This window comes from Deinococcus marmoris DSM 12784, from assembly GCF_000701405.1.
In the GTDB taxonomy this organism is placed as follows: Bacteria; Deinococcota; Deinococci; order Deinococcales; family Deinococcaceae; genus Deinococcus; species Deinococcus marmoris.
This window is the reverse complement of sequence record NZ_JNIV01000039.1, coordinates 1-26255: the sequence shown is the minus strand read 5'-3', so window position 1 is coordinate 26255 and position 26255 is coordinate 1. Positions and strand designations below refer to the sequence as shown.

Below are 26255 nucleotides of genomic sequence, written 5' to 3'. Positions count from 1 at the left end.
CAGGCCCCATCTTCAGCCCCTTGCCTTCTCGGGTCTACTCCCTATCCCCCCCGCAGAATGAACGTGGCGTAGAACAGCCCCAGCGCCACCGTGACCGTCACCAGCGCCACGGGGGTGCCGTACTTCATGAACTCCACGAAGCCCATCGGATGGCCCTCACGGGCGGCGATGTCTGCGACCACGATGTTGGCCGACGCGCCGATCAGGGTCAGGTTGCCGCCCAGGCACGCGCCCAGAGACAGCGCCCACCACAGCGGGTCCATCGCGGGACCCAGGGTGACCTGCAACTCGCGCAGCACGCTGGCCATGCTGATGGTAAAGGGGATGTTGTCCACAAAGCCGCTGATGATCGCGCTGGCAAAGCCCACCGCCAGAATCCCGGTGCCGATGTTGCCGTCGATGGCCCCCGTCAGACCAGCCGCCACCGTCTGGAACACGCCGACTTCCTCCAGGCCGCCCACCACGATAAAGAGGCCCATGAAGAACAGCAGCGTGGTCCACTCCACCTGCTCGAACAGTTCCACCGGGGTCAGGTCCGCGATCAACATCAGGAAGGTGGAGGTGGTCAGCGCCACCAGTCCGGCCTCCAGGCCCAGCGGGTGCCCGATCATGAACAGCAGCAGCGTGACGGCGAACACGCCCAGCGCCTGTTTCATCAGTTTGGGGTTGGTCTTGATCGGCGTGGTGTCGGTCAGCGCCGCCCGTAGGCGTTCGCTGTTGCCCGCCCCGGCCAGATCGCCGCGCACCTTCATCAGCAGGTGCATCAGGCCGATGCCCAGCACCGTGGCCACCGCAGCGAACGGGGCGACATTGACCAGAAAGTCCCCGAAGCCCTTGCCCGCCACCGAGCCGATGATGATGTTGGGCGGGTCACCCACCAGCGTGGCGGTGCCCCCGGTGTTGCTGGACAGGATCACCGCGATCAGGTACGGCATGGGCCGCAGCCCCAGCCGCGCCACCACCGTGACCACCACCGGAGCCATGAACAGCACCGTGGTCACGTTGTCCAGAAAGGCGCTGAACAGGGCGGTCAGGATCGAGAAGATCCACAGCACCCGCGCCGGTTCGCCGCGCGTCACGATCATGGCGCGACGGGCCACCAAGTCAAAAAAGCCGCTGCGGCTCAGCACGTTGACGATATTCATCATGCCGAACAGCAAAAAGATGGTGTTGAAGTCGATGCTGGCCCACGCCTGGGTGGGCGTCAGGATGCCCACCACCATCACGGCGCAGGCCCCCAGCAGCGCGGCCACCGTGCGGTGGACATACTTTTCCAGCAGGATCATGGCGTAGGTGGCCACGAACAGCACGATCGCCAGAATGGTCAGCGTCCCCGGCGACAGGTTCAGGCCCAGGCTGGTCAGCAGGTTGAGGGTCTCACCGCCCGCCTCATGCATGGGGGTTCACCGGGTCTGGCGTGGGGGCAGGGCCGGGTCTGGCAGGAAGATCGTTCAAGAGGAGACTCCTTTGGGAAGGGGGGCTGGAGAGGGGCGGAAACGGAAAAGCAGAGGCCGGGGCGGCTGGAAAAACCTCAAAAAATGGGAAGAAGCCCCGGTCACAGACTTCCCCCAATTCGGCGTATGGCCGCCGGAACCCGTGCAGATGTTCACAGGATTGTTGATGTTCAGTGTAGCTCAACACCTGCTGCACCGGGCTTGTCATGTGTAGCGAGACGGTCCAGCAGATGCGCCGACGCCTCGTTCAGGCCCACCACTTCTACCGGAATGCCCAGGGAGCGGAATTTGAGGATCACCTTGTCCAGCGCCCCCACGGCAGACCCGTCCCAGATGTGCGCGGCACTCATGTCGATGGTGACCTTGCCGCTGGCGTGCGTGAAGTCGAACTCGTGTACGAAGTCGTGCGTGCTGACGAAGAACAGTTGACCGCCGACATGGTAGGTGCGCCCTTCGGGGCCGTCGCTGTGCGTGACCGTGGACATCTTGGAGACCTGCCGCGCGAAGAACAGCGCGCTGAGGACCACGCCCACCAGCACGCCCTTGGACAGGTCATGCGTGACCACGGTGGTCAGCACGGTGGCCAGCATGACGATGCTCTCGCCCTTCGGAAAGACGGTCAATGTCCGCAGGCTGTTCCAGTCGAAGGTGCTGACGCTGACCACGATCATCACGGCCACGAGCGCGGCCATCGGAATCTGCACCAGCAGCGGTTGCAGGACCAGGATCAGCAGCAGCAGAAAGGCACCCGCCACGAAGGTGGACAGCCGCCCACGCCCGCCGTTGCCCACGTTGATCATGCTCTGGCCGATCATGGCGCAGCCAGCCATGCCGCCGAAAAAGCCAGTGATCATGTTCGCCACGCCCTGCCCGCGCGACTCGGTGTTCTTGTTGCTGGTGGTGTCGGTGCGCTCATCGACCAGTTGGGCGGTCAGCAGGCTCTCGATCAAGCCCACCAGACACAGCGTCAGCGCCACCGGAAAGATGATTTGCAGGGTTTCCAGGGTCAGCGGCACGTTGGGCAGGTGCAGCGGCGGCAGGGCACCCGGCAGCGCGCCCATGTCGCCCACCGTCTTCACGTCCACCTTGCCAAAGATCGCCACCACGGTCAGCACCACGATGGCGACCAGCGCACTGGGCAGCGCTTTGAACACGCGCGGCAGCAGGTAGATGATCGCCAGCCCGGCGGCCACCATCGCGTACATGGGCCAGCCCGCGCCCACGAACTGCGGCAGTTGCGCCGAGAAGATCAGGATGGCCAGCGCGTTCACGAAACCCACCATCACTGGGCGTGGAATGAATTTGAGGTAGCGGGCCAGCCGCGCCCAGCCGAAGACGACTTGCAGCACGCCGGTCAGCACTGTGGCCGCGAACAGGTAGTCCAGCCCGTGGTCCCTGACGATGCCCACCATCAGCAGCGCCATTGCCCCAGTAGCCGCGCTGATCATGGCCGGGCGGCCCCCGATAAAGGCGATGGTCATCGCGATGATGAACGAGGCGTACAGGCCCACCTTGGGATCGACTCCGGCGATGATCGAGAAGGCAATCGCCTCCGGGATCAGCGCCAGCGCCACCACGATCCCGGCCAGAATGTCGCCGCGCGGGTTCTGGAACCACTCGTGCCAGTAAGCCTGAAAGTCGAATTTGGGAGCGGAAGGTTTGGGGAGGACAGTCAAAAGGAACCTCTGCTGGGCGCGTGGCGCACGCCGCTGTGAACTCGGCCTGACATGGCCGGGGGCGGTGGAAGGGACGCAATTATCGTCAGGGGGCGACGGTTGGACTTTCCAACGCGCCAGCCTGCGGCGTCGGAAAGTATGCCGGACGGCGGGGGCAGGCCGCAAGGTGAAGGGTCACGGTAGACGGCGAATGTCCCCGGAACTTGACACTTAGGCCAGACCTGAAACGCCGTTCAATCCAACCCCGCACAACGGAAACTGCTGGCTCCGTCCCTCTCCCCCACCCGGTCCACGCCCTATGCTGCTGGGCATGACCTCGCCCACTCCGCAGCCCCCGCACGTGCCGCCCCTGAACGTCCTGAGCATCCAGTCGTGGGTCAGCTTCGGGCATGTCGGCAACGCCGCCGCCGTGTTCCCGCTTCAGCGCCTGGGCATCGAGGTCTGGGCCATTCACACCGTGCAGTTTTCCAACCACACCGGTTACGGCGCGTGGACCGGGGCCGTGTTTCCCCCTGAGCAGATCGCCGAACTGGTGGACGGCATCGAGGCGCGCGGCGTGCTGGGCGGGTGCGCGGGCGTGCTGAGCGGCTACATGGGTTCGGGCGGCACGGTGGCGGCGGTGGTGGAGGCGGTGCGGCGCGTGCGCGGGGCCAACCCGGCGGCGCTGTACTGCTGTGATCCGGTGATGGGCGACGTGGGGCGCGGCGTATTCGTGCGCCCGGAACTGCCGGACCTGATCGCCGCGCAGGCCCTGGGGGCCGCCGACATCCTGACGCCCAACCAGTTTGAGTTGGAGCTGCTCACCGGGCGCACGGTCCGCACCCTGAACGACGCGTTGGAGGCGGCCTCCGAGCTGCGGGGGCGTCTGTACGCCGCTGGCCCCCGGATCGTGGTGGTGACCAGCCTGGTCCGCCAGGACGCCCCGGCAGACCAGATCGAGACGCTGGTGGTCACGGACGACGGGGCGTGGCTGTGCCGCACGCCGCTGCTGCCGCTGGACCCGCCGCGCAACGGCACCGGGGACGCGATTGCCGCGCTGTTCTTCGGGCACTACCTGCAAACGCGTGATGTGTCGGCGGCCCTGAGTCTCTCCATGAGCGCGCTGTACGGCCTGCTCAAGCTGACACACGAGCAGAACAGCCGCGAGATCATGCTGGTGGCCGCGCAGGAGGAATTCGCCCGGCCCTCTCAGGTCTACGAGGCCAGCAAGATCGCCTGAATCGGCCCAGCACAATTGTCCAGATGAGACCGACCTACAGGTCATTTCAGGATCACCACAACGCCCGTTGGAGGTCGTCTCATGCGGCGCTGGGGACATCCGGCCAGACTGAGTGTCATGAAACACATTCTTTTCCCGACGACCGCACAGGCCGACGCCTTCATTGCCGAAATGCAGCAGAAGAACGTGGTGGCCCCGACGCTGGGCACCTCCTCCTACAGCCGTCACAGCGAAACGGGCGGAGCACGCACCACGGACAACGGCATGGCTGACACCTACGGCAGCGGAATGGACAACACGTCTGGCGCGGGCGGCGACGTCCGCACCTACGACAACATGGACGGCCAGCCCAGCGCCGCCGCTGAAGATGCGGGTGCAGGCGCAGTCAAGGGCACTGGCGTGGGCGCAGTTGTCGGTGCGGGCGCGGGTCTGCTGGGCACGATAGGTACGGTGGCAGGCGTCGGGGCCACCGTCGCCACGGGCGGCCTGGCGATTCCGGTGATTCTGGGCATGGCCGCGCTGGGCGCAGGTGTGGGCGCGGCAGTGGGCGCAACCGGCGGCGCGGCGGGCGTGGACGAGAACCACGATGGCCGCACGGCGGATGACGACTACGGCTCCTACGGCGTCAACGACGATTACTATGGCCGCATGCACGACACCGTGAACGCTGGTGGGCGCGCGGTGGCTGTGGAAGACGCCGTGCCCTACGACGTGGTGGCCGAGGCCGCCAAGCGTCACGGCGGCGAGTTCGTGGACGAGAACACCATCGACGCGCGCCGCATGTAAAACAGAGCAACGCAATGAACGCCCCTGCCTCTCGATGAGGTGGGGGCGTTTTTCTCATTCCCTTTCCTGCTGCATTCAAAATCAGCTTTGCATGAGGGTGGGGTCAGGTGCGGCGTGTTATGCTGCGCTTGCTGCCGGGTTTCAGGACAGCGCCGCCAGACTGGTCCCGAGAAGAGGACCGTGGCACACAAAGGCGCAAACCCGAGGAAGCGATAGCCAGTTGCCCGTGGGCGGGCCGCGCGCGTTGATGCTGAACGCCAGAACACAGAAATTGGCCGGATCAACGTGCGCCCACGACATAACCCCACGGGCACGTCCTGAGTAACCAGGTGCGTGAATGCCTAAAGTGAAAAAGCAGGACGCGGAAGGGGAAGCACAGCAGCCCAGCGCCGAAGTCCAGAAGTCAGCGAAGAAGACAGGCCAGCGGTCCAGAAAGACCGTGCCCCAGGCGGCAGATGCCGCGCCCGAAGTGACAGAAGTCAAACCGAAGACCCCCAGGGGAGCTGGCAAGAAAGCCACGCCCCGCAAACCCAAGGCGCAGCCCGAAGTATCGGTGGCGGAAGCACTGCCAACTGAAAATGCGGCCCCTGAAATTGCCGTTGTTGAAACGGCAGTGGCCCAGGCCGAGCCGATTCAGGACATGGCCGTTCACAGCGAGCCGGTCCAGAGCGAATCTGCTCAGGCGGAACAGCCTCAACCTGTTGCGGCGCGGAAGGGCAGGAAGTCCAGCAAGGCGTCGGCTCAGGAAGCTCCCGCTCAGGCCGGGGCGACTGTGCCTGAGATGGCGGTTGTGGCTGAGGCTCTGGCTGCCCCTGAGACAGTGAACGAGCAGCCTGTCGCCGACGCCACGCCTCCCGGAAAGCCCAGGCAGACGCGCAAGGCCCCCGCCGCGAAGGCGCAGGCCGCTCCCGAAGTTCAGATCGAGCCAGAAGTCTCAGAAATCCAGACCCCTGAAGCTCAGACCGAAGCCCCCAAGCGCCGTGGACGCAAGCCCGCCGCGCAGGTTCAGCCTGTGCCGGAGATTGAAGTGCCCGCCCAGCCTCCCGTGATGGAAACGCCTGTGGTGGAAGCCGTGACGGACGAAGCCGCTCCCGAAGCTGAAGCCCCCGAGCCTCAGCCTGCCCGACGGGGCCGCAAGCCCAGGCAGGCTGCGACTGCGCCAGAAGCAGTTGAGGTGGAAACCAGCCCACTGATTCTGGAAGTTCCCAGGAAGACGCGGGGCCGCAGGAAGGCGCTGCCCGACACCTCCCTGCCCGCAGTGCTGGACGGTGTGGAAGCGGTGGAAATCGAGTCGGGAGCCACCCACGCTGTGCAGGTGGTGTCCGCTTCCGAGGCCGTGCCCGCCGTGGACTCGGTGGTGGCCGTGCAGGAAGCCTCCGAGACGCAGCCGGACCCCCAGCCGCGTTCGCAACCACATTCACAGTCGCGTGGACGCGGGGGCCGGGGCAAACGCGCCCAGCCGACTCCAGTTGAGACAGCTCCCATTGAGACAGTCCAGTCTGAAGTAGAAGTGGTGGAAGCGGCGGCTGAGGAGCAAGAGGCACAGGAAGAATTCCAGCCCCTCAGCCCTGAACGCGAACTGGTCATCGCCCAGCTCCGCAAGCTGGGACGGCCCGTGCATGTGCGCGATCTGGAACGCACCTTCACGCGGCAGGCCATCAACCGCATTGGCGGCTGGCGCGAGCTGGAAGACTTGCTGGACACCCTGACCGACGAGGGCCAGGTCATCCGCACCCGCAAGAAGACCTACGGCCTGCCCGAGGCCATGAGCCTGGTGCGCGGGAGATTCCAGGCGTCGGCGGCGGGCTTCGGCTTCGTCATCCCCGACAGCGGCGGCGACGACTTCTACGTGCCCGCCGAGCAGACGCTGGAAGCCTGGAACGGCGACATCGTGCTGGTCAGGATGGAAGGCCGGGGCGATACGGGCCGCAACGAGAACGGGCGCGGCGGCGGTGGCCCCAGACGCGGCCAGAAGGGCGACGGCAGCCCGCGCGCCAGCGTGGTCCGCATCGTGCAGCGTGCGTACAAGCAGCTCGTCGGCACGCTGGAATACAGCCACGGCCACCCGATTCTCAAGCCCGATGACCACCGCGCGCGCCACCGCATCCTGGTGCTGCCGGAAGGCATCGAAGAACTGGAAGCGGGCGCACGCGTCGTGACCGAGCTGTTCTGGCCCGAGAACACCGGCGAGGACGAGGTCTTTGGCCAGGTCACCCGCGTGCTGGGAGCCGAGGACGATCCCGAAACCGAGACCGAGGCGGTCATCGTCAAGTTCGGTCTGCGCGGCGAGTTCCCCGAACCCGTGCTGGAACAGGCCGAGGCCATCCCCGTCGAGATTCCCGCCGCTGCCCTGCATGGCCGTCTGGACCTGCGCGGATACAACATCTTCACGGTGGACGGGCGCGACGCCAAGGATTTTGACGACGCCATTCACATCCAGCCCACGCCCGAAGGCAACTTCGTGGTGGGCGTGCATATCGCCGACGTCAGCCACTACGTCACCGAGGGCACGCCGCTGGACGAGGAAGCCTTCGCCCGCGCCACCAGCGTGTACCTGCCGGGCCGCGTGCTGCCCATGCTGCCTGAACACCTCAGCAACGGCGTGTGCAGCCTGGTGCCGGATCAGGACCGCCTGACCCTGACTGCCCTGATCGAGCTGTCCGCCGAGGGCGAGATTCTGGACGTGAAGATCGCGCCCAGCGTCATCAACTCCAAGGCGCGGCTGACCTACGACGAGGTTCAGGCGTACAGCGAGGCCATCGCCACGTTGCCCGAGGCCGCCCGCAATCTGGAGGGAGACCTGCACCTGCTGCTCAAGATCACCTCCAAGCTGCGTCAGAAGCGGCTGCGCGAGGGGTCTCTGGACTTCAAGATGCGCGAGGTCAAGGTAGACGTGGGCAAGGACGGGCGCATGGAGCTGATCCCGATCCGTGAGGAAACCGCGCGCGGCATGATCGAGGACCTGATGCTGCTGGCGAACAAGGTGGTGGCCCGCTTCCTGATCGGGCGCGATATTCCCGCCCTGTTCCGCATCCACGAGGAACCCACCCTCCAACGCTTCCAGGACGTGACGGCGGCCATCGGGCGGCTGGGCTTCGCCTTTCCCGGCGGCGAGCCTACCCCGCAGGCGTATCAGGCGGTTCTCAAGGAAGTGCGCGGCACCAACCGTGAGAGCGTGGTCAACACGCTGCTGCTGCGGTCCATGCAGCAGGCCAAGTATTCGGGCGAGAACCTGGGCCACTTCGGACTGGCGTTCGACGAGTACCTGCACTTCACCTCGCCCATCCGCCGGTATCCCGATCTGCTGGTCCACCGCGTCATCAAGGGCATTCTGAGCGGCGAACTCAAGGCGGGGAACCGCGAGGTGGCGCTGCTCCAGGGCCGTCTGCCCGGCATGGGGGACCACACCAGCGAACGCGAGCGCACGGCTTCCGAGGCCGAGCGGGACCTGACCAAGTACTACCAGGCCAAGTGGGCGCAGGAACACCTGGGCGAGTCCTTCCCCGGCAACGTGTCAGGGGTGGTGGCCAGTGGGCTGTACGTCATGCTGGACAACGGCGTGGAAGGCAAGCTGCACATCAGCAACCTGGACGACGACTACTACATGTACCTGGAAGACGCGCAGATGCTCAAGGGCCGCAGCCGGGGCAAGAGCTTCCGCCTGGGCGACAGCGTCAACGTCACCATCAGCACCGTCAAACCGCTGGCCCGCCAGACCGATTTCACGCTGGCCGACCCTACCGACCCGGAATACAAGCCCGGCAACTTCAATGAGGAGAACGACATGGATTCACCCGTCAAACCCCGCGCCCGCCGCCGCGACGACCGCGAGCAGGAAAAGCGCGAGAAATTACAGAGCGTCCCGGTCAGCGAGCCGCGCAAGTTCACGCTGGAAGACCCGGCCCCCGCCGCCTCGTCCTCTGCCGACGCCTCTCCCCGCCAGGGCGGACGTGGGCGCGGAGGGCAGGGCAATCCGGGCCAGGGCAACCAGAACAGGAGCCAGGGCCGCACCTTCGGCGGGGTCAGCATGGACAGCGGCGAAGGTGGTGGCGGCAATGGCGGCACCAGTTCTGGCCCCCGGCGCGGCGCACGGCGTGTGGTCACGCTGGAGCGTCCCCGCAACGAACACCTGCGCCCCGTGAACATCACCGTGCAGCGCATGTACTTCGGCGACTGGACGCTGGAGAACATGCCCGCCGACGATGGCAATGACGGCGGTGGCCGCCGGGACTTTGGCCGGGGTGGGCGCGGCGTGCAGGAGCGCGGCAGCAACAACCGGGGCAGCGCGGCGCGCGGCGAGCGCGGCCACACGCGGGGCGGGAGTGACCGGGGGGCAGTTCAGCGCCCCAACGGACGCCCGCAGGGACAGCGCGGAGGCCAGAGCAGTCCACAGGGAAGCAGCAACCCACAGGGTCAGGCTGCGCCGCCCGCGCAGGCCCAGACCGCCGCCCCGCAGCCCGCCCAGACCAGCGCCGCCCAGAGTGACGATGCCAAACGCCGTCGCCGCCGCCGGGGCCGCAGAGGAACGGGCGGCCCGGAGTAAGACCAGCCAGATCACCCCACCCATAGCGCGGCCCCCACCCTCTTCGGAGACTCGGGAGCTGCGTTTTTTATGGCCTCAAAAAAGGCAGGCGCGGCAGCAGTCCAGAAGACCGCCCCACCCGCCCCGATAAATTCCAGAACCTGCCGCCAGCACAGCTTTTTCGAGTCCTCTAAACGTCGCAGCTCTATTATGCTATGTACGTAATTTTGTTGACCTATTTCAACTGCTGTAGTATACTGAGTAGCGAGAAAGGGCGTCCCTGAGCGCCTATCAGTCCCAAACAACCCTCTCCTCTCAATTCAGCGTAAGCCCGCCTCAGAAACGGGTCCGCGCCGCAGGAGTCAAATGACCAAACTTGAAGACCAGAACACTGCTCCAGTTGCCCAAACCTCAGTAACCCAGTCGCGCGTCGTGGGCGGGCCGGGTGCCGAGTACACCGCCGCCGACATCTCCGTCCTGAAAGGCCTGGAAGCCGTTCGCAAACGCCCCGGCATGTACGTGCAGGGCGGCACGGGCGTCGACGGCTACCACCAGTTGCTGACCGAGATCATCGACAACGCCATCGACGAGGGCACCGCCGGATTCGCCGACGAGATCCACGTCATCATGCACGCCGACGGCAGCGCCACCGTCACTGACAACGGGCGCGGCATTCCGGTGGACATGATGGAATCTGAGGGCCGCCCGGCCATCGAGGTGATCTTTACCGAGCTGCACGCTGGGGGCAAGTTCGGCCAGGGCGCTTACAAGGTGTCCGGCGGCCTGCACGGCGTCGGCTCCAGCGTGGTCAACGCGCTGAGTACGTATCTGGACGTGACCGTCAACAAGGGCGGCAAACTGCACCACATCCGCTTCGAGCAGGGCGTGGTGACCACGCCGCTGGAAGTGCTGGGCAATACCCCCGGTGACGTGAGCTGGGCCACTAAAGTGACCTTCCACCCCGATGCGGGCGTGTTCAAGGAGTTCGACAACCAGTTCAGTTATGACCGCATCCGGGGCCGTCTGCGGGAGCTGGCGTACCTGACGGGTCTGAAGATCGTGGTCCGCGACGAGCGCCGCGAACTGCACGCCGGAGAGGTCCGCGAGGAAGTCTTCTACGAGCAGGGCGGCATCGCCAACTTTGCCCGCGCCCTCGTCACCGACGACACCAAGCTGCTGTATGACCAGCCCATCGTCATGCGCGGCACGCACAGCGACGTGGTGGTGGAAGTGGCCTTTATCCACGCCAACACCTATGCGTCAGACAACATCCTGACCTACGCCAACATGATCCGCACCCGCGACGGTGGCACGCCGCTGACCGGCTTCAAGACCGCCTACACGCGCATCCTGAACAAGTACGCCAAAGACAAGAACATGATCAAGTCCGGCAACCCCGTGCCCAGCGGTGACGATCTGCTGGAAGGCATCTACTGCGTGGTCAGCGTGCAGCTCGGTGAGCCGCAGTTCGAGTCTCAGGCCAAGGTCAAGCTGCTGAACAGCGAGGCCCAGACCGCCGTGAACGCCGTGGTGGGCGAGAAGTTCTCCGAGTTCCTGGAAGAGAACCCCAAGGTGGGCAAGACCATCGTGGAGAAGGCTGCCGAGGCCGCCCGCGCCCGCGAGGCTGCCCGCAAGGCGAGAGACATCGTGCGCCGCAGCAACCCGCTGGAAAACGACGATCTGCCCGGCAAGCTGGCCGACTGCTCTTCTCAGGACCCTGCCGAGTCCGAGATGTTCATCGTGGAAGGCATCAGCGCGGGTGGCAGCGCCAAGGGCGGACGCGAACGCCGCTTCCAGGCCATCCTGCCCCTGCGCGGCAAGATCCTGAACGTGGAAAAGGCCGAGCTGAACAAGATTCTCAAGAACGCGGAAATCCGGGCGCTGATCGCCGCCATCGGCGCGGGCGTGGAAGGCACCGGGGACCGGATGCACTTTGACCTGAGCAACTTGCGCTACCACAAGATCATCATCATGACCGACGCGGACATGGACGGCGGGCACATCGCCACGCTGCTGCTGACCTTCTTCTACCGCTACATGCGCCCCGTCGTGGAGGCCGGCTACCTGTACATCGCCCAGCCGCCGCTGTACCGCATCACGGTGGGCCGCGAGAAGAAGGGCGCGTACCTGTACGACGAGGGTGCCCTGAAAGTGGCGGTGGCCGCCGCCAACAAGGAAGGCAAGAAGTACGACATCCAGCGCTTCAAGGGCCTGGGCGAGATGAACGCCGATCAACTGTGGGACACCACCATGAACCCCGAAACCCGCGCCATGAAGCGCGTGGGCATCGAGGACCTGATCGTCGCCAACGAGGTCTTCGAGGACCTGATGGGCAATGAAGTCGCCCCGCGCAAGCTGTTCATTCAGGAGAACGCCCGCTTCGCCGAGATCAGCGTCTAGAGTTTCCCTCCAAAAAGCCCCTCTTCCAGATCGGAAGAGGGGCCTTCTGCTTGGTCTACTCTCCGGTTAAGGACAGGCGCGCACCACGCTCAGCGGCAGGGGCAACTGCCCCGGCGTATTCACGAAGGGCATGACGGGAACACCCGGCTTGCAGGCCATCCAGTTCGCCAGCACACCTGAAACCACGGGCGCGGCGAAGCTGGAGCCGAAATAGGGCAGCCGGTTAAACCAGAACTCGCCGGGGGCCTGCACACTGGGCAGCGGCGTGATCACACCCGGCGACAGCATGCCCCGGTTGTACGTCGCCATTTGCAGCGTGCCGATGTCCCAGCCCGCCACGCTCAGGAGCATGGTGGGGGCATTCAGAGCGGACGAGGTAGCAAAGCTTCCGCTCCAGTCCGCCGGGAAATGGTTGCAACGGTCCCCCGGCACCAGCCCGGCGCAGTCGTCGCTGTTACCGTACGAGGCCGCCGTGGGCACACCCGCCGCCGCCACTTCACGCAGCGCCCACAGCAGGCCCAGCGCCGGGTACGGCCCGCCTGCGCTGAAGTTAACCACATGCCTGCCGCCCTTGCGGGCTTCCTCGGCCACGGCACACAGGGCCTTGACCGTTGCCAGGGTGGAGCAGTCACCGTTCTTGTCGCAGACCTGCTGGTAGTCCAGCGCCGCGCCGGGGGAAACCACCTGCGCCACCTGACCCGCGATAGAGCCGTGGTAGGGCCGGTTCTTATAAATGGTGTTGTAGTAGTTCACGTCCCCGGTCATCACGAAAGGGTCCGCCGCGTTACTGGCGGTATCCAGCACATGAATGACCACGCCCTTGCCGTTGCCCGTGGGGCCGTCCAGAAATTTCTTGATGATGGCGCTGGGCGGCTCGTTCTGATAGGGGGCCTGGGTGGGATGACCGGACGTGGAGGGATCGGTGCCCAGACGTCCCCCAAACAGCAGGTTCAGCAGCGAGATGACCTGTCCTGTACGCAAGCCGGAGGACGGCAGCACACCGGCCACCTGTCCACAGAACTGGCTGGGCTGGGGCTGGGGGGCGGGAGAAGGAAACTTTGAAATGTTCAGTTCTGGACGCGAGGTGGAGGCCAGGGCCTGCTTGCCGGTCGTGCGGCCTGAGAGCAACGGCTGAAATTCTGGCAATTTCAGGGCAGACAGGCGCTCGATAGTGTTGGTCAACTCTGGCGGGCAGGAGCCTTTGCAGTCGGCCAGCAGCCGGTTCAATCGGTCGCGGTAGGTCTTCTGAATGTCCGCCAGATCAGCTGCGGCGGCGTACAGCACGGTGTCCTGCGAGGCCGACTCCGGGGGCAACACCGTCAGGTTCAGGTTCAGCCCCGGCGACGGCAGACCCACGAACTCGACGGGCTGGGGACCGCCGCCCGCCTTTTGCGGCACCTCGAAACGCAGCCAGCCCGAGACCGGGTCCGTGGTGTACTCCGCCGTCTGGCCGCCCACCCGGACCCTGCCCTGTGGTGATGCGGCGCGCGGCGCGTCCAGCAACCAGACCGGATCGCCCGGAGCGGCGATCAGGGGAAACACGCGGGCCTGTCCCTCTTCGGGCGGTTTCACGCCCGGGTTGCCCGGGCTTCCGCAGGCCATCATCACCGCGCCCAGCACACACAGCAAGCCCGCCACCAGCCACCGCCACACGGCGAATCTCTTCAGTCCAGTCATTCGTACCTCCACGGGAATCAGGGTGCGCCCAGGACCATGATCAGGCCGTGACCAGGATCAGGAGCGCAGGGAGCGGACAGGGGACAGGGTGGCGACGTTGGCGTTGCGCCGGATGTGGTCCACCAGTTCATGCTGGCCAGCCCGGCCCAGCATTGCCAGGGTGTCCTCGAAGGCGCTCAGATCGCCCTCGATCTCGCTTAAATTTCCCAGGGCCAGGCCCATCTGCCGGATACCGCCTGTTCCAGCAAGGACGCCCAGTGCCTGGCGGTAGTGGACTGCGGCCTCCGTGAGGTGGCTTTGAAGGTGACGGCGCACCCCCAGATTGATATACGCCGAGGCCAGGCCCAGCCGGTCGCCTGCCGCCGTCAGCTCCGCAATCGCCTCCTCCATGACGCCGTCAGAGGTCTCGGCCTGACCGACATCGATCAGTGCCTGGGCGTAATTGACCAGCGCCGTTCCCCGAATGCTGGGCAGCCCCCTGGAACTTTCCAGCACGTCGCGGAAAGCCTCGGCAGGTGCAGCGCCCAGGCGAACTTTCATCTTTGCCACCAGCACCAGCTCGCCCAGTCGCTCCTTTTCGTTTCCGCCGAGTTGCCACAGGTCAGAGGCAATCTGGGCATACCGCCGCGCCTCATCCCAGGCTTCCCGGATGTTGGCAGCATTGGCCAGCACGCTCGCCGCCCGCGCCGCTTCCGGTCCGCTGCCCCTGACTTCATGGGCCAGCGCGGCGGCTTCCTCGTGGCGTCCCAGGCGCACCAGGGCGGTGGCGCGCGCCACGGTCACGGCTCCCTCGGCCTGCCGGGCAGGTTCCAGCTTTTGCAGGCGGGTCAGCGCCTCGGCGGAACGGCCCGCGCCCAGCAAGGCCCAGGCGTGCGGCACGGCCAGTTCAGGGCGGTGGGGAAAAGAGTCCAGCAGGGCCACCGCTTCACCGGGATAGCCGCGTTCCAGCACCTGTTCGGCACGCTGGGCCGCCGCGTGGGCGGCTCGTTCCTCATCGGCGTCTTCCCACAGGTCACGGGCGACGACGTAGTGGGGCCAGGCCGTTTCCTCCGGCATGGCGCGGGCCAGCTTGAGATGCAGCAGGTGGGCCTGCACGTGAATGCGCCCGATCTTCTCGCGGGCGACGGCGGCGGCGTAGACCTGCCCGTTCTCGCGGATCAGGCCCTCCAGGGTCAGGCGGCTCAGGATCAGGGCGAAGTCGGCGGCGTTCAGGCCCAGCGCGCGGGACGTGGCGCGCAGGTCCGGCGTTTCCTGCAAGGCCAGCAGCAGGAAGGCGTCGCGGGCCGCCGTGGGCAGGGCGCGGATTCTGGCCCCCTGGCGTCCGTCCAGCGCCTCACCGGCCAGCGCCGCGCCCACCAGCAGCGGGTGACCGTCGGTCAGGGCGTGCAGCCCCGGCTGCTCCGTCAGGGCTTCTGGGGGCAGCGGCCCCAGTTCCAGGTGCAGGTCCACGTCGAAGGGGGGATGGCGGCGCGAGACGATCACCAGGGCCGCGCCGGGACGCTGGCGGGCGGCCAGGGCCAGGGCAGCCTGCGTGGCGTTGTCCATGCCCTCCCAGTGGTCCACGGCCACGCGCAGGGACGGGGCGCGCAACGGAGCGAGGGGAGCGGCGGGATTGACCCCTGCTTTTCCGGCCAGCGGCTCCAGCGTGCCGTAGGGGCGGTCTGCGCTGGCCGTCAGCACGGTCCAGCCGCCCGCGCGGGCCAGGGCCAGCAGCAGCGCGCTCTTGCCCATGCCACCGGAACCGCTGATCCAGGCGACGTCCCCGGCCCCCAGCCGCGCGAGCTGCTCCAGTTCCTGTTCCCGGCCCATGAACGGGGCCGCCGCCAGTCCGGGGGCCACGCCCAGCGTCAGGCCCAGCGAATGCGCCTCGCGCTCGATGCCCCCGGCCAGTGGATGCCCGGCCAGATGCAGCAGGTGATGCAGGCGGGGCAATTCCAGTTCGTCGGGGGGCGGCGCGCCCGGCACGTTCAGGGCGTGGGCGGCCAGCTCCCCGGCCTGTGCCGCGCGCCCGTGCGCCGCTGCCGCTGCCGCCAGATTCAGCCACAGCCCCCGGACCTCGCGGGCCAGTGTCTCGCGCGTTTCATAGATCCATTCCTCCAGATCCGCGCCCAGCGGAATACTGAGCGTGTCCAGAAAGGAGCCGCCGTACAGCGCCGTGGCCCCCACCAGATCGCCGCCCTGGGCCAGTTGGCGCAGTTCTTGCACGTCGCAGCAGACCTGCGCGCCCGCCTCGACCCGGCTGCCGTCCTCCTGCACCGCGCCGGGCAGGGTGCGCAGATGCACCAGATGCTGCGCCAGGCTGTTCATGGGATTGGCCGCTTCCGGCCAGAACAGATCGGCCAGACGGCGGCGCGGCTGCGGTCCCTCGGTACACAGATACGCCAAGAGCAGCAGCACCTTCTGCCTGCGGAAAGGGACGCCCTCCACGGACAGTGTTCCCAGCGTCCGCAATTTCATAGACCCTTATTGTGAACTCTAAATGTAGAAAATGCAACAAAATGCCAGTTACTCTTAATCAGCCCGAACAAAGACTACGGTCTGACATGTTGGCAAAAGAAAGTGCTGAATCATCAATGAGCAGAATTCGCGCAATACCTTCCCAGAACTGACCAGTAACGTGACAAAAGCCTCATTTTCTATCAACTGTCGGGGTGCCGTCCCTGGACGCCGAAACCGAAGCGGTCTATGACCTCTGGGGGAGCGCGCCGGGGGCGGCCCGTGACGGGGTCCACCCAGACCCACTCGGTCTGACATTCGGCCAGCCGCACGCCCAGGTCTGGTGGATCGCTGCTGTTTAATCGGTCCACAGTGTAGGCGCGCACGCTCCGCAGTCCCGCGTGAACGGTCAGGGCCGTGCGGACACGTACCTGGTCCCCCAGCAGCGCCGGGCGGTGATAGTTGATGACATGCTGGCGCGCCACTGGCACCGTCCCCAGCGCACGCAGCGCCTCGGTGCCCATGCCCAGCCGGTCCGCGTGGGCGCGGGCCACCCCTTCACACCACACCAGATAGACCGTGTTGTTGACGTGATCCATCTCGTCGAGATGCTCCGGCCCCACGGTCAGCATCTGCTGGTGCCGCCGCGTGGGCAGCAGACTGTCCCACAGGGTATCGGCGTCAGGAATACTGAGTTTCAACCCTCCGCGCCGCCCTCGGGTCTGGCCGCCAGATCAAACAGATCGTTGACCGCCTGCGCGCCCGCGATGTCCGCTCCGGTAACGCCGCCCGCATCGTGGGTGAAGTAGTTGAGCTTGACCCGTTTGTAAAAGATGTGGATGTCTGGATGGTGCCCCTGATCCTCGGCCAGCGCCGCCACCTGCATGGCGAAATCCACCCCGGCCTGATAGCTGTCGAAGGTGAATTCGCGAAACAGCAGGCCGTCGTCGCCCCACCATCCGGCGGGTTTGAGGTCATGCACGTCGCCGTCGGTCAGTTTGCGGTCCGGGTCGTACCCCATGCGGGAATCGTAGGCCATGATCCCGCATTTTACGGGACTTGAGCCGCTTTGAGAAACGCGTGATCGAAATACCAATGCTCAGTGGTCACCAGTGAAAGAACACCCACAGTAAAACAGTGACTGAGAGCCGTAAAATTCACACAGTCAGAAAATTTTGAGAGGTTTCCAACTACAGTCTGTTCCAGGTCCAATTTAGCGAGGTGTCTGACATGAATGTCTGGATTCGCCGTTTTCGTTCCCTCCTCAGTCCCAACCGCGCCGCCGTCCCCATGGTTCCTGTGTTGCTGACCCAGTCCAGCAGCCCGGCCACCCCACTCCGTTCCAGCGCGCCCCCCATCACCGAGCTTGATCTGCTGCGGGCTTTCGGCTGCGACGTGTGAACCTGCGGAAATCCTGACCCCGGATCTTTCCGGGCCACAACTTCAGTTGCGCATCCCGCTCCCATTCGGTGCGGGTTTTTTTCGGGCTATTGCCGCCCAACTCTCCATGCCCGCCAGCCGCGCCCGTTATGCTGCCCCCCATATGCGGGTGGCTCAGAACGTGTTGAAGGGAACCGGGAACGGGGCGCTGCCGCCGATGCTGGAGCAGTACGTGAAAATGCGCGACGAGGTGGCCGCGCAGCTCCCGCACGCCATCCTGCTGTTTCAGGTGGGTGACTTTTACGAAACATTCGGCGAGGACGCCGAGCGCACCGCCCGGTTGCTGCGAATCGCGCTGACCCACAAGAGCAGTCGGGACTTCAGCACGCCGATGGCCGGGATTCCGCTGCGGGCGCTGGACAACAACGTGGAGCGGTTGCTGGCGGCGGGCGTGTGCGTGGCGGTGGCCGATCAGGTGGAGGAACCCGGCAGCGGCCTAGTAGAGCGCAAGGTCACACAACTGCTGACCCCCGGCACCGTGACTGAGGAGCGGCACCTGAGCGCCGACGAGAACTATCTGGCAGCGGTGGCGACGGGCGACGGCTACGCGCTGGCCCTGCTGGACGTGTCTACCGGCGAATTCCGCTGCGCTGCCTTCCACACCCGCTCGGCGCTGTACGACGAACTGTCGCGCTGGCGGGCGCGAGAGGTGCTGCTGGCCCCCGAACTGTCAGGGAATCCGGCGCTGCTCTCGGATTTTCAGACCCGCTTTCCGGTGATGCTCTCCCCCGCCAATTTTGAGGAGGCGGGCTGTTGCGACGAGCTGAAGGCCGTGCTGGGCGAGATTCCGGGCAGCCTGACCTCGGCGGCGCTGCGGCGGGCCTGCGGAGCCGTGCTGGGCTACGCGCGGGTGACGCAACAGGGCGAGCTGGGCATGGTCCGCCGCGCGGTGCGCTTTGAGCCGGGGGCGCACATGCGCCTGCCCGAGGCAGCGGTGCGGGCGCTGGAGCTGTTCACGGCGCAGGCTCCGGGGGGCGTCACGCTGATGGATGTGCTGTCTCAGACGCGCACGGCGGGGGGACGGCGACGGTTGCGGGCGTGGCTGCGCGCCCCGCTGCTGGACGAATTGAGCATCCGCGCCCGCCTGGACAGCGTGGAAACCCTGACCCGCGCTGCTGATCTGCGAAACGGTGTGCGTTCGCTGCTGTACCGCGCGCACGATCTGGAACGCCTCTCGGCAAGGGTGGCCACCCGCCGCGCCACCCCCCGCGAAGTCGCCTCGCTGGCCCGCACGCTGGAGCTGCTGCCGGAAGCGGTGCGTTTGCTGGACGGACTGGACGGGCTGCTGGGCGGCGTGCGTGCCCGCCTGGCCGGACTGCCCGAAGTCGTGACCCGCATCCGCGCCGCACTGGTGGACGATCCGCCTATCCGCGCCGGGGACGGTGGACTCATCCGTGACGGCTTCCACGGTGGACTGGACGAGCTGAGAAACGGGGCCGTGGGCCACCGCGCCTGGCTGGCCGAACTGGAGATTTCAGAGCGGGTGCGCACCGGCATCGGCAACCTGAAAGTCGGCTTCAACAACGTCTTCGGCTATTTCCTGGAAGTGACCGGGCCACACCTGAGCAAGGTTCCCTCCGATTACCGCCAGATTGCCACACTCAAGGACCGCGCCCGCTTCACGCGCCCCGATCTGCGCGAACGCGAGCGCGAGATCGCCCGGCTGGAAGCGGCGGCGGGGCGGCTGGAACTGGAAGTCTTTACCGAACTGCGCGACGGTCTGGCCGCGCACGCCGAAGCGCTTTCCGAGGCAGCGGGGGCGCTGGCCGAGCTGGACGTGCTGGCGGCCCTGGCCGAGATCGCCGTGGACTGCGGCTGGACACGCCCGCACACGGCGGACGGCGGGGCCAGACTGGTTCAGGCGCGGCATCCGGTGGTGGAACAGGCCACGGGCGGCAAGTTCGTTCCCAACGACGCCACCCTGGGCGCGGGCCGCACCACCCTGCTGCTGACCGGACCGAACATGGCGGGCAAGTCCACCTACCTGCGAACCGTCGCCATCTGCGCGCTGCTGCACCAGATCGGCTCGTTTGTACCTGCGGATGGGGCCGACTTGCCCGTGTACGACGCCATTCATACCCGCATCGGCGCGTCGGACGATCTGGCGGGGGGGCGCAGCACCTTCATGGTGGAGATGTCGGAGCTGGCCGCCATCCTGCACGGCGTCACGGCCCGCAGTCTGGTGATTCTGGACGAGGTGGGGCGCGGCACCTCCACCCTGGACGGCCTCGCCATCGCGCAGGCAGCGCTGGAACATCTGCACGCCACGGGCGCGCATACGCTGTTCGCCACCCACTACTTTGAGCTGACGCGGCTGGAGGGCGAGCATCCCGGCCTGATCAACCTGCATGTCGCCGCTGAAGAGGATGCCAGCGCCCACGATGGCCGCGGCGGCCTGACCTTCTATCATCAGGTGATTCCCGGTGCGGCCCGCCAGAGCTACGGCGTGGAAGTCGCGCGGCTGGCGGGCCTTCCCGCCCCCGTGACCGCCCGCGCCGCCCGCCTGCTGACCGCCCTGAACACCGGCAGCGACGATGGACGATTGACCCGCGAACTGGCCGCGCTGGACCTGGGCCGAGTCACGCCCATGCAGGCGCTGGAGCTATTGAACAGTTGGCAGCGGGACGTTGTGGGGGCGGAGAAGGTCTAAGGGTCAAGAGAATAAGGGCCAAAATGCAGGGTGGAACAGGGTTTTTGCCTTACTCTTGAAATCAAGACAGCGACGCCGACGAGCGTAATTTTTAGCTTGCGGGGGAGGCTGGAACTTGTAGAGCTGCGCTAGCAGAGGGGGAACCGCAAACGCCTTCACAGCGCCCCAGAACAAAATAGCCCTCGTCCAAAGGAGCCGACCATGATTCCCACTCTCCCCCGCCCCGACACCCTGTCCCCCACTGCCCTGACCGCCCTGCAAGCCCGTTTCGGTGAACAGCTCAGCACCGCACAGGCCGTGCTGGACGCGCATGGCCGCGACGAGAGCCGGCAGGAATCTGCCCTGCCGCACGCCGTCCTGTTCGCGCAGAATGAAACGGATGTGGTGGACGCGCTAAAGCTAGCCTCCGAACACGGCTTTCCGGTGGTGCCGTTCGCGGTGGGCAGCAGCCTGGAAGGACAGGTGGTGCCGGTAAACGGCGGGCTGTCGCTGGACGTGAGCGGCATGAAGGCCGTGCTGGAGGTGGCGGCAGGGGGCTTTCAGGCCACCGTGCAGCCGGGCCTGACCTACCCGGAACTGAACCGCCAGATACGCCATCTGGGCCTATTCTTTCCCGTCGATCCCGGCGCGGAGGCCAGTCTGGGCGGCATGGCGTCCACCAACGCCAGCGGCACGGCGGCGGTGCGTTACGGCACCATGCGCGACAACGTGCTGGAGTTGCGGGTGGCCCTCGTCTCCGGCGAGGTGATCCGGGTGGGCAGCAAGGCCAGGAAAACCAGCGCCGGGTATGACCTCAAGAACCTGTTTATCGGCGCGGAGGGCACGCTGGGTGTGATCACCGAACTGACGGTCAAGCTGTGGCCGTTGCCCGCGAATCTGGTGGTGCTGCGGGCCAATTTTGCTTCGCTGGGGGCCGCCGCCCGTTGCGCGGTGGATATCATGGGCGCGGCGCTGCAACCCGAGCGGCTGGAATTGATTGACGAGCGCCAGATTCACGCGGTCAACGTCCACAAGGGAACCGACTTTCCCGAAGCGCCGACGCTGTGGATTGAGCTGGCCTCTCCAAGTTCGGCGGCGCTGGCCGAGGCGCTGGAGCTGTGCCGTGAACTGGTCACGGACGGCGGAGGCGTCGGCCTGCACGCCGCCCACAGCGCCGAGGAACGCGCGAAACTGTGGGAGGCCCGTCACCACGCCTACTACGCCATCACCGCGCTGAATCCCGGCCACATCAACATGACCACGGATCTGTGCGTGCCGCTGCATCAACTGCCAGAAGTGGTGGAATTCACCCGGCGAGAGGCGGACGCGGCGGGACTGGACGCCAGCATCGTGGGGCATGTCGGGGACGGCAATTTTCATGTGCTGTTCCACGCGTTGCCGGACGATACGGAGACGTGGGCCAGGGTCAATGCCGTCTATGACTCCATGATCACCGAAACATTGGCACGCGGCGGCACCTGCACGGGCGAACACGGCGTCGGGCTGCACAAACGCGCCTATCTGGCCCGCGAACACGCCGACACGCTGGGGCTGATGCGTGGCATCAAGGCGCTGCTGGACCCGGCAGGGCTGCTGAATCCGGGGAAAATTCTGCCCTGAGTTTCAGGGGTGGGGCGAAAGATGCCTGGGGGAAAAGATGACCGGGAGATCAACGCGGTCTGAGCCGCACTGGGCCGCGCCTCTCACCAACGTGGGAAATCATGGACGGGCAGTCGCACCCGCCGGTCCACTTTCCACGCCATCCGCCCATTCCCACATGCCCCCTCCCAGACATCCAGTCCCAGACAAGGAGTTCCATGTCCAACGCCTGCCCTCCACCCGCCCCGGTCCGCTGCCAGCCCTGGCCGACCATTCGCCGCATTGGCCTGGGCCTGCTGCTGGGCGGAACACTCTCGGCCTGCGCCGGGGTGTCGGGGACGGCAGCACTTCCCGAGTCGGCAGATGCCCTGGCCCCCGCCCTTCAGCCCCAGACCGCCTGGACCCCGCTGTTCAACGGCACGGACCTGAGCGGCTGGTCCACCTGGCTGCCGTCGCGCGGCGCGGGCAATGATCCAGAAGGCGTGTTCAAGGTCCAGGGCGGCGAGCTTCGTGTGCTGGACGTTGCACCCACCGCCGGGGAGCGGGAGTTCGGCTACCTGCTGACCAATCAACGCTACGCCAACTACCGGCTGCGGCTGCAATACCGCTGGGACCAGCAGAAGTTCGCTCCGCGTGCGGCTGACGCACGGGATTCGGGCGTGCTGTACCACGTCGCTGGCCCCGACAAGGTCTGGCCCGCCAGCGCGGAGTTCCAGATTCTGGAAGGGGGCACCGGGGACCTGTGGCAACTGAGCGGCACCAACCTGACTTCCACCGTCCGCGATCCCGGGGCGCAGGAGTTGCAATATGACCCCTTCGGCCAGCCCGTGACCACCCGCAACGGGGCCGACAGCTACCGGCGCATGATCCGCGCAGGCGGCGTGCAGGAGCTGCCGGACTGGAACACGCTGGAGCTGGTGGTGTCCGGCGACGAGGCCACGCAGATCGTCAACGGGCAACTCGCCGCGCAGGCCACGAACCTGCGCGCGCCGGACGGCTCGGCCCTGAGCGCAGGCCGCATCGCATTGCAGGCCGAGGGCGCAGCCGTGTCCTACCGCGACATCGAACTGCGCCCGCTGGCGTACCTGCTCCCGCCCCCGGACGCGCAGGTGCTGCTGGGGGCACAGAGTGTCAACAGCGACTGGCAGGACCGGCGCGGGGGCGACGTGAGGTGGCCCGTGCAGGACGGCACTCTGACCGTTCAGCCCAGCAGCGACCCCCAGGACACCAATGACATCCGCACGCGCGGCAACTTCGGGGACTTCCGGCTGCATCTGGAATTCCGGGTGCCCGCCAGCCGCGCGGGTCTGGCCGAGCAGGACCGGGGCAACAGCGGCGTGTACCTCCAGGGCCGCTACGAGGTGCAGATTCTCGATTCCTTTGGGACGAAGTTGGAGGGCCAGAATGATCTGGGGGCCGTCTACGGCCAGCACGACGCCAGCAGCAACGCCGCCCTGCCGTCCGGGACATGGCAGAGCTACGACATCAACTTCCGTGCCGCGCGCTGGGAGAATGGACAGAAGACGGCGGACGCCCGCGCCACGGTGTACCTCAACGGCGAGAAGGTGCAGGACGACGTGGCCCTGAGCGCCTCCACCCTGCTGGGCGATCCCGAGGCCGATTCGCCCGGACCCATCGTGTTGCAGGACCACGGCAGCAAGGTCAGTTTCAGGAACGTCTGGGTGCTGCCAGGGGCGGAGCTGCCTCCACAGCCGCCAGCAGCTCCGTGAGCCAGAACTGTTCCCCTGATCGGCAGTGCCAATTTCAACTTCAATCGACACACCGCTTGACTTTTTGAAGTTATAGTCACGCCCATGACCCGCGTCGCCCCTGCCTCTGCGCCACCTTCCGTGTCAGGCGCGGCCCCACCTGACTTCTCCACCCGCCTGACGCTGCTGCTGCTGGCCGCCCTGACCATCATGTCCGGGGCCACCATCGCGCCCGCGCTGCCCGCCATGCAGGCGCACTTTGCTGATCAGCCGAACGCCGAACTTCTGGTCAAACTGGCGCTGACCATCGTGGGGCTGGCGATTGCCCTGTCTGCCCCCCTGAGCGGTGTGCTGGCGGACCGTTTCGGGCGCAGGCCGGTGCTGATCGGCTCGCTGCTGCTGTACGCGCTGGGCGGGGCCAGCGGGTTGATCGTGTCCTCGCTGGGGGCGCTGCTGGTGGGCCGGGTCATTCTGGGACTGGCGGTGGCCGGAACCATGACGGCGGGCGGAGCGCTGGTCAATGACCTGTTCACTGGCCCCGCGCGTGGTCAATTTCTGAGCCAGCAGGCGGCCTTTACCAGTTTCGGCGGCGCGGTGCTGCTGCCGCTGGGCGGCCTGCTGGCGGGGGTGGGCTGGCGTGCGCCATTTGCCATCTATTTCATCGCGCTGCTGATCCTGCCGCTGGTCTTGCGGTTGCCCAGAGGCAGACATGTGGCAGAAATCAGCCACGAGCCAGAGGGCAAGACCGCCTGGGGCGCCATCGGGCTGGTCTACGCGCTGGCCCTGGCCTACATGGTCATCTTTTACCTGATGCCCGCGCAGGGGCCATTCCTGATGAAATTCCTGGGGGCCTCGCCCGCCGCCACTGGCCTGCTGCTGGGCGCGTTCACGCTGACGGCGGCCATCACCTCGCTGACCTACTCGCGGTTCTCGGGCCGTTTCGATGCGCGCAGGGCAGCGGCGCTGGGCTTCGGGCTGGTGGCAGGGGGCTGGGCCATCGTGTCGCAGGGGCCAAGCGTCGCCGCCGTGGTGCCGGGCCTGATCGTGGCCGGGCTGGGCGGCGGACTGGTACTGCCCAACCTGTACACCTGGCTGGCCGACATCACGCCGTCCACGTGGCGCGGGCGTATCGTGGCAGGCATGAGCAGCGCCGTGTTTCTGGGGCAGTTCCTCAGCCCGCTGCTGCTGAGCGCACCCGCCGATCACCCGGCCAATGGCTTCGTGTGGGGCGCAGGCGCGGCGCTGGTGGTGGGTGCGGCGTTGCTGGCCTTCAGCTTCACGGGCAAACAAATGCGGACTGCTGCTTGAACTGGCCCATCCTTCTAAACCGAGCCATCACTCTAAACTGACAGTCCGTATCATTCCATCATCTGCACCATAGTCTGGTTCTGGCCCATCTGGCCTTGGCCGCGCCGTCCGATCTGCTCCAGAGTGGCGGTGGGCAGGGCACAGCGCAGGGCATTGCGGGTGTCGATCACCAGCGGCTGGCGCATGGTCCGCACCGCGCCGTTCCAGTCCAGCTCGGTGTAGTCCTTCCACTCGGTCATCAGCAGCACGGCGTCCGCGCCGATCAGGGCGTCTGCGGCAGAGTTGGCCTCGGTGTACTTGAGGTGGCCCCACTCGCGGCGGGCGCGCGGCATCGCCACCGGGTCATGCGCCACCACCGTCGCGCCCAGCTCGTTCAGGCGGGCAATGGCGTCATGGGCCGGGGCGTCGCGCAGATCGTCGGTGTTGGGCTTAAAGGCCATGCCCAGCACGGCCACGCGCTTGCCCTGAAGCCGGTGCAGATGCTTTTGCAGCTTGGCGATCACCAGTTGCCGCTGGCGCTGGTTGACCGCCACGGCGGCGCGCAGAATGGGCATGTCGTAGCCGTATTCCTCGCCGGTGCTGATCAGCGCGGAAGTGTCTTTACCAAAGCACGAGCCGCCCCAGCCCGCCCCAGCCGACAGGAACTGCCGCCCGATGCGCGCGTCGCTGCCGATGCCGCGCGCCACTTCCTCGATATCGGCGTCCACCCGCTCGCACAGCCCGGCAATCTCGTTGGCGAAGCTGATCTTGAGGGCCAGAAAGGCGTTGGCGGCGTACTTGATCATCTCGGCGCTGCTCAGGCTGGTGGCCACCACTTCCGGGCGGGTGTAGCCCACGGGCCGGGGCACATGCGCCGGGGCCTGAAAATTCTGCTCGATCAGTGGGGCGTACAGCTCCAGCAACCGCGCCACGCCGGTCCCGTCGTTGCCACCCAGCACCAGACGGTCCGGGTACAGGCTGTCGAACAGCGCCGTGCCTTCCCGCAGGAATTCAGGGTTGCTGACCACGTTGTACTGGTGCTGCTTGTAATCCGGGGCGTTCTCCTCGATGATCCGCGCCACCCAGTCCCCTGTGCCCACCGGCACCGTACTCTTGTTGACTACCACCTGCATCTTGCCGTTCAGGTGCCGCGCCACATCCTGCGCCGCCGCTGCCAGATAGCGCAGGTCCGGCTGTCCGCCCGGCAGCGGCGGCGTGCCCACGCAGATAAAGATCACGTCGGCACCCGGAATGGCCGCCGAGTAGTCGGTGGTCCACTGCAAGCGGTCCCCGCACTCGGCCATCAGTTCGCCCAGCCCCGGCTCGTAGATCGGCAGTTCGCCGCGCACCAGCATGTCCACCTTGCCCTGATCGATGTCCAGACCCATCACCTGATGACCGAAATAGGCGAGCAGGGCGGC

General features: G+C 66.5%; 16 protein-coding genes. 9 read left to right on the top strand and 7 right to left on the bottom strand.

Going from position 1 to position 26255, the window contains the following annotated elements; genetic code table 11:
• Window positions 1–41 precede the first annotated feature (41 nt).
• Both Q319_RS0111075 and Q319_RS0111070 read right to left on the bottom strand, forming a co-directional pair.
• Complete coding sequence (locus tag Q319_RS0111075) at window positions 42–1397, bottom strand: ArsB/NhaD family transporter (protein ID WP_029482565.1); 1356 nt, start codon at window positions 1395–1397, stop codon at window positions 42–44.
• A 227-nt stretch (window positions 1398–1624) separates the two neighbouring features.
• Window positions 1625–3130, bottom strand: a complete 1506-nt coding sequence (locus Q319_RS0111070; protein WP_034414722.1) for a SulP family inorganic anion transporter — start codon at window positions 3128–3130, stop codon at window positions 1625–1627.
• A gap of 310 nt (window positions 3131–3440) precedes the next feature.
• Here Q319_RS0111070 and pdxY point away from each other — a divergent pair, with 310 nt between their 5' ends.
• From pdxY to Q319_RS0111050, 4 genes are all read left to right on the top strand, one after another.
• Complete coding sequence (gene pdxY, locus Q319_RS0111065) at window positions 3441–4349, top strand: pyridoxal kinase PdxY (protein ID WP_029482563.1); 909 nt, start codon at window positions 3441–3443, stop codon at window positions 4347–4349.
• A 117-nt stretch (window positions 4350–4466) separates the two neighbouring features.
• Window positions 4467–5135 (top strand): hypothetical protein, encoded by a 669-nt coding sequence (locus Q319_RS27080; protein WP_029482562.1) that lies wholly within the window; start codon window positions 4467–4469, stop codon window positions 5133–5135.
• Window positions 5136–5472: 337 nt separating this feature from the next.
• Complete coding sequence (rnr, locus tag Q319_RS0111055) at window positions 5473–9678, top strand: ribonuclease R (RefSeq protein WP_081845996.1); 4206 nt, start codon at window positions 5473–5475, stop codon at window positions 9676–9678.
• Between the two features lie 345 nt (window positions 9679–10023).
• Window positions 10024–12057, top strand: coding sequence for a DNA topoisomerase subunit B (locus Q319_RS0111050; RefSeq protein WP_051655303.1), 2034 nt, complete (start codon window positions 10024–10026; stop codon window positions 12055–12057).
• 66 nt (window positions 12058–12123) lie between these two features.
• Here Q319_RS0111050 and Q319_RS0111045 read toward each other — a convergent pair whose 3' ends face one another.
• The 4 genes from Q319_RS0111045 to Q319_RS24465 all read right to left on the bottom strand — a co-directional run bounded on the left by Q319_RS0111045 (window position 12124) and on the right by Q319_RS24465 (window position 17209).
• Window positions 12124–13734 carry a S8/S53 family peptidase gene (locus Q319_RS0111045; RefSeq protein WP_029482559.1) on the bottom strand — a complete coding sequence of 537 codons (1611 nt, stop codon included), beginning with the start codon at window positions 13732–13734 and terminating at the stop codon, window positions 12124–12126.
• A gap of 57 nt (window positions 13735–13791) precedes the next feature.
• Window positions 13792–16191, bottom strand: coding sequence for a hypothetical protein (locus tag Q319_RS0111040; RefSeq protein ID WP_029482558.1), 2400 nt, complete (start codon window positions 16189–16191; stop codon window positions 13792–13794).
• Window positions 16192–16373: 182 nt separating this feature from the next.
• On the bottom strand, window positions 16374–16871 hold the full coding sequence (locus tag Q319_RS0111035; protein WP_029482557.1) for an acyl-CoA thioesterase: 498 nt from the start codon (window positions 16869–16871) through the stop codon (window positions 16374–16376).
• On the bottom strand, window positions 16868–17209 hold the full coding sequence (locus Q319_RS24465; protein ID WP_029482556.1) for a 4a-hydroxytetrahydrobiopterin dehydratase: 342 nt from the start codon (window positions 17207–17209) through the stop codon (window positions 16868–16870). The genes Q319_RS0111035 and Q319_RS24465 overlap by 4 nt, the downstream gene beginning before the upstream one ends.
• Before the next feature lie 191 nt (window positions 17210–17400).
• On the opposite strand from Q319_RS24465, the gene Q319_RS27075 reads away from it, so the two are divergent.
• From Q319_RS27075 to Q319_RS0111005, 5 genes are all read left to right on the top strand, one after another.
• Complete coding sequence (locus Q319_RS27075; RefSeq protein WP_156039296.1) at window positions 17401–17571, top strand: hypothetical protein; 171 nt, start codon at window positions 17401–17403, stop codon at window positions 17569–17571.
• A gap of 142 nt (window positions 17572–17713) precedes the next feature.
• Window positions 17714–20260: a DNA mismatch repair protein MutS gene (mutS, locus tag Q319_RS0111020; protein WP_034414719.1), complete on the top strand. Its 2547-nt coding sequence runs from the start codon at window positions 17714–17716 to the stop codon at window positions 20258–20260.
• Window positions 20261–20461: 201 nt separating this feature from the next.
• Window positions 20462–21859, top strand: coding sequence for an FAD-binding oxidoreductase (locus Q319_RS0111015; RefSeq protein ID WP_081845995.1), 1398 nt, complete (start codon window positions 20462–20464; stop codon window positions 21857–21859).
• A gap of 197 nt (window positions 21860–22056) precedes the next feature.
• On the top strand, window positions 22057–23568 hold the full coding sequence (locus Q319_RS25540) for a 3-keto-disaccharide hydrolase (protein ID WP_051655302.1): 1512 nt from the start codon (window positions 22057–22059) through the stop codon (window positions 23566–23568).
• A gap of 84 nt (window positions 23569–23652) precedes the next feature.
• Window positions 23653–24855 carry an MFS transporter gene (locus Q319_RS0111005; protein WP_029482552.1) on the top strand — a complete coding sequence of 401 codons (1203 nt, stop codon included), beginning with the start codon at window positions 23653–23655 and terminating at the stop codon, window positions 24853–24855.
• A gap of 50 nt (window positions 24856–24905) precedes the next feature.
• On the opposite strand, the gene Q319_RS0111000 is transcribed toward Q319_RS0111005, so the two are convergent.
• A partial coding sequence (locus tag Q319_RS0111000; RefSeq protein WP_051655301.1) for a UDP-glucose dehydrogenase family protein occupies window positions 24906–26255 on the bottom strand: 1350 nt, incomplete at its 5' end.